This window comes from Clostridium sp., assembly GCF_032552055.1.
Lineage (GTDB): Bacteria > Bacillota > Clostridia > Clostridiales > Clostridiaceae > Clostridium.
In genome coordinates, this window is sequence record NZ_JAWGSV010000258.1 from 1 (window position 1) to 4,476 (window position 4,476).

Sequence of the window (4,476 nt, forward strand, 5' to 3'; positions counted from 1 at the left end):
ATAAGCATATTTATAACTAAATTATACCATTACTTTTCAGTTTGTAATTTATGTAAAATAGCCTTTTTAAGCCTTTTTCTCTTATTTAAAATGATTATCTCTCTCAATATATATTTTTTGAGGTTTTATAAATTTTTTCTATTAATATAATTGCTTTATCCTAGTATTTAGTTGACCTTAATTAATTTATGTATAAAAAAAGTGTAGTATATCTCTATGAGTCAAATCCTTGGATTATACTACTCACATTATATCCTACACTATATATTATAAATTTAATTGTTTATTATAGCATTAATAGTTATCTGCATCTTTTCTCTCAGCTCTTCATCTTTTAATAATACCATAGATATTAGATCTAATAGATACATAGCAGAAAATTGACTATTTATAAACTTGCTTCTATCAATAAACTTAGGATTATAAACTATAAACTCTATATCTGAGTGCTTACTTAAACTGCTTCCCTCAAAGCTAGTAATAGAAATAGTTGTTGCCTTATTTTCTTTTGCTTTTCTAAGAGAATGTACTACCTCTTCAGTCTCCCCTGATATAGATATACCTATAACTAAATCATCCTTCTTTACTATAGAGCTATTGATAATCATCATATGTGAATCTGCAATGCTATGAACATTAAATCCCATTCTTAAAAGCCTATGCATCATTTCTGTCCCTGTTAATCCTGAACTACCAACACCATGGATATATATGTTTCTAGCTTTCTTAATCTCATTTACTGCTTTAAATATAGCTTCCTTATCTATCAATGCCTTAGTTCTCTCTATAACCTCATTGTAATATTGATAAGCATAAGAAAATATCTCATCCTCATTCTCATCTACTACCTCTACCCTATTAGAGCTAAGTTTAATTTTCATATCCACAAAGCTTTCACAGCCTATCTTCTTAGCAAATCTAGTTATAGTTGCACCTGACGTTCCAATATCCTTTGCTAAATCAGTAATATTTGTATTCTTAATTTTATCCCCATACTGCATTATATAATTAGCTATGTCTTTCTCTTTATCTGAAAAACTATTATATATTTTTTGGATTTCACATAATATATCCACTTTAACCCTCCAAATAACTGAAAACAAATTAAAACTATAGTTTCAATTTTCATATTTTACTTAAATAATTATTTTGCTTTAAATTTTATAAAACTGAATTAATTTATATTAAAATATACATATAATTAGAATATCACTAATCCAAAACAAATAAAAGAGTTCATTATAATGAAAAAAGCTGCTCTTACGGCAGCTTTTTTAACTATAGTGCTTTTAACACTTCATCATTAAACTTTTTAGTTATTAATTGTGGTCTTGTTATTGCTCCACCAACTACTACTGCATATGCTCCTTTTTCTAAAGAAAGCTTTGCTTTTTCTGGTGTATCAAAGTTTCCTTCTGCAATAACCTTTGCCTTACAATCCTTTATTAAAGCTTCTAAAACTTCAAAGTTATTAGAGCCTTTAGAATGCTCTGTATAACCAACTAAAGTAGTGCCTACATAATGGAACCCAAGCTCTCCAGCTCTTAATCCCTCTTCTATAGTAGATATATCAGCCATAAAAGCTTGATTTGGGTATTTCTTAAATATACTCTTTAAGAACTCTTCATCTTGATCTATAGTCGCATCTAGTGCAATTATATCTACTCCTGTTTCTACTAAGGCATCTACTTCCTTCATAGTAGGAGTTATATATGGCTTCATATTTTCATAATCTATTTTTATTATACCTATTATAGGTAAATCTACTTCTTTTTTTATAGCAATTATGTCTTCAGTACTATTTGCTCTTATTCCTATAGCACCGCCTTCTTTGGCTGCTACTGCCATTCTACTCATTATATAAGAGCTATGAAGTGGTTCGTTTTCTAGTGCTTGACATGATACAATTAATCCTCTATTTATCTCTTTCACTCTTATTAATCTCTCCCTATAATTTCATTTATTTTTTGCTTTAATGGATCTGCTTTAGCTCCAAATATTGCTTGTATTCCTCCCTTAACTTCTAATACAGCTGTAGCTCCTAAAGATTTAATTTTAGCTTTATCTACTTTACTTACATCTTTAACTGCAACTCTAAGTCTTGTTATACAAGCATCAACATCATCTAAGTTTTCAGCTCCACCAAGTGCTGCTAAAACTTCTTCAGCAACTTCATTTAAGCTATCTTTAGTAACAACTTTAACATCTTCCCCCTCAACTTCTCTACCAGGAGTCATAACGTTAAACTTAGTTATTAAGAATCTGAATGTGAAGTAGTATAATGCAAACCAAACTGCTCCAACTACTAATACAAGTATCCAGTTAGTTTTATCATTTCCTTGAAGAACTCCAAATAATGTAAAGTCTATTAATCCACCTGAGAATGTATTACCAATTGATATATTTAATATATCTGCAATGAAGAATGATAATCCATCAAACACTGCATGTACTACATATAACCATGGTGCTACGAATAAAAACATAAATTCAATTGGTTCTGTAATACCAGTAACAAATGAAGTTATTGCTGCTCCTAAGAATAATCCACCAACTAATTTTCTTCTTTCTTTAGGTACACAGTGATACATAGCTAAACATGCTGCTGGTAAACCAAACATCATAGTTGCAAAACGTCCAGCAAAGAATCTTGTTCCTTCTGTAAATAATCCAGTGTGATTTGGATCAGCTAATTGAGCAAAGAATATATTTTGTGCGCCAGTAATAGTTTGTCCTGCCACAGTTGCCACTCCACCTAATTCTGTATACCAGAATAATGGGTAAATCATGTGATGTAATCCTACTGCACCTGTTAGTCTTAATAAGAATCCATAAAGAAATGTTCCTATTGGTCCTAAACCTGCTATTGCATTACCTGCTGTAACTAACCAACCTTGGAATGTTGGCCATATTAAGAAGAATATTCCTCCAATAAATATAGCTGCAAAAGATGATACTATTGGTACAAATCTTGATCCACCAAAGAATCCTAAAACTGCTGGTAATTGAATGTTTCCATATTTATTATGTAAGAATGATACTGTCAAACCAATTACTATAGCTCCTACCACACCTGTATCTATTGATTCAACTGCTGGATTAAAAGCTGTGATCATTCCACTAATTGCTGCATTCATAACTAAGAATGAAACTGCACCTGCAAGTCCTGCAGTACCCTTATCTTTCTTAGCTAAACCTACTGAAAGACCTATACACATAATAAGTGCTAAGTTAGCAAAAACAACATTTCCTGCTGAAGACATAATTGAGAATATGCCTTGTAACCATGCAATATCTAAGAATGGATAAGCTTGAACTGTATTAGGGTTTGATAATGCACCTCCAATACCTAGTAATAAACCTGCTGCAGGTAAAATCGCTATTGGTAACATAAAGGACTTACCTATTTTTTGTAGCTGCTTAAACAAAATAATTCCTCCCTCATTTAATTAAAATCATTTTCAATATTACTTTTTTATAAAAATTATTTTCTTTTGAATACATTTACATATTACCATGAAAATATTTTTAGCGCAAGTATTTTAATTAAAATTTTTTTCATTTGTATTTTTCCATAAAAAAATATTGCAAAACTATTCCTAGATTAGTTTTGCAATACTAAACAATCTTATACTTATTTAAATATATCTCTATAATTACATACCTCTATATTATTTTCTTCAAGAAAACTTTTTAATTCTTTAGAAGTAAGTATTTCTAACTCTTCTATTCTTTTTATATTATATGAACTATTCTCTAAGATAAAACTATCTAAATATGCTGGATGAGACATAGTCTCTAAAACATCATAGCTAGTAAATTTATCTTTAAGATTTTTAAATGAATCGACACTGACGGTCTCTTCATAAAATATCCCTTCATAAGGAAGAATTTTTTCATAATCTAATTTATATTCAATCCCTCCCCTTATTGGGTAAGGATATTTCTTTATAATTCTCTCCATAACAGGTTTTAATACCTCAAAAGTATGAACATGATGATGAGAATCTAAATGAGTTATATCTATCCCACTAGTCCTTACCTTTTCAATTTGAGCACAAAACTCATTGTATACTTCTTCTAGATCGATATTTTCAACTACTTCAGGTGTTATTTTTTTATAAAAATATCCATTTTCATCTACTATTGTCTTATGAGATTTTAATAATGGTTTATATGCAGATAAAGTTAAGTGAACACCACATCCTAAACCATTACAATCCTTTAATAGTTCTACTGCATGTTCATACCCTGGCATCCCAGCCATTATCGTAGTACTTCTTATTATACCATTTTTAAAAGCATCTACTATCCCATAATTCACACCTCTGCTATACCCAAAATCATCAGCATTTACTATTAACTTCATATTTTCCCCTCTCTCTCGTAAAGTATATAAATTCCCATTATATTCTTATATACCTTATATAATTTATTTTTTAATTATCTATCAATTAAATTATATCCATTTAAATC

At 29.6% G+C, this 4,476-nt stretch carries 4 protein-coding genes; all 4 read right to left on the minus strand.

Translation table 11 applies throughout. From position 1 onward, the window contains the following. Positions 1–275 precede the first annotated feature (275 nt). The 4 genes from E6248_RS13625 to chbG all read right to left on the minus strand — a co-directional run bounded on the left by E6248_RS13625 (position 276) and on the right by chbG (position 4,369). The gene (locus E6248_RS13625) at positions 276–1,076 is read right to left on the minus strand and encodes a MurR/RpiR family transcriptional regulator (RefSeq protein ID WP_316341334.1); all 801 of its coding nucleotides are present in this window, start codon (positions 1,074–1,076) and stop codon (positions 276–278) included. A 202-nt stretch (positions 1,077–1,278) separates the two neighbouring features. Then, positions 1,279–1,932, minus strand: a complete 654-nt coding sequence (locus E6248_RS13630; protein ID WP_316341335.1) for an N-acetylmannosamine-6-phosphate 2-epimerase — start codon at positions 1,930–1,932, stop codon at positions 1,279–1,281. Positions 1,933–1,937: 5 nt separating this feature from the next. Next, complete coding sequence (locus E6248_RS13635; protein ID WP_316341336.1) at positions 1,938–3,428, minus strand: PTS transporter subunit EIIC; 1,491 nt, start codon at positions 3,426–3,428, stop codon at positions 1,938–1,940. Positions 3,429–3,634: 206 nt separating this feature from the next. Then, complete coding sequence (chbG, locus tag E6248_RS13640) at positions 3,635–4,369, minus strand: chitin disaccharide deacetylase (protein ID WP_316341337.1); 735 nt, start codon at positions 4,367–4,369, stop codon at positions 3,635–3,637. Positions 4,370–4,476 lie beyond the last annotated feature (107 nt).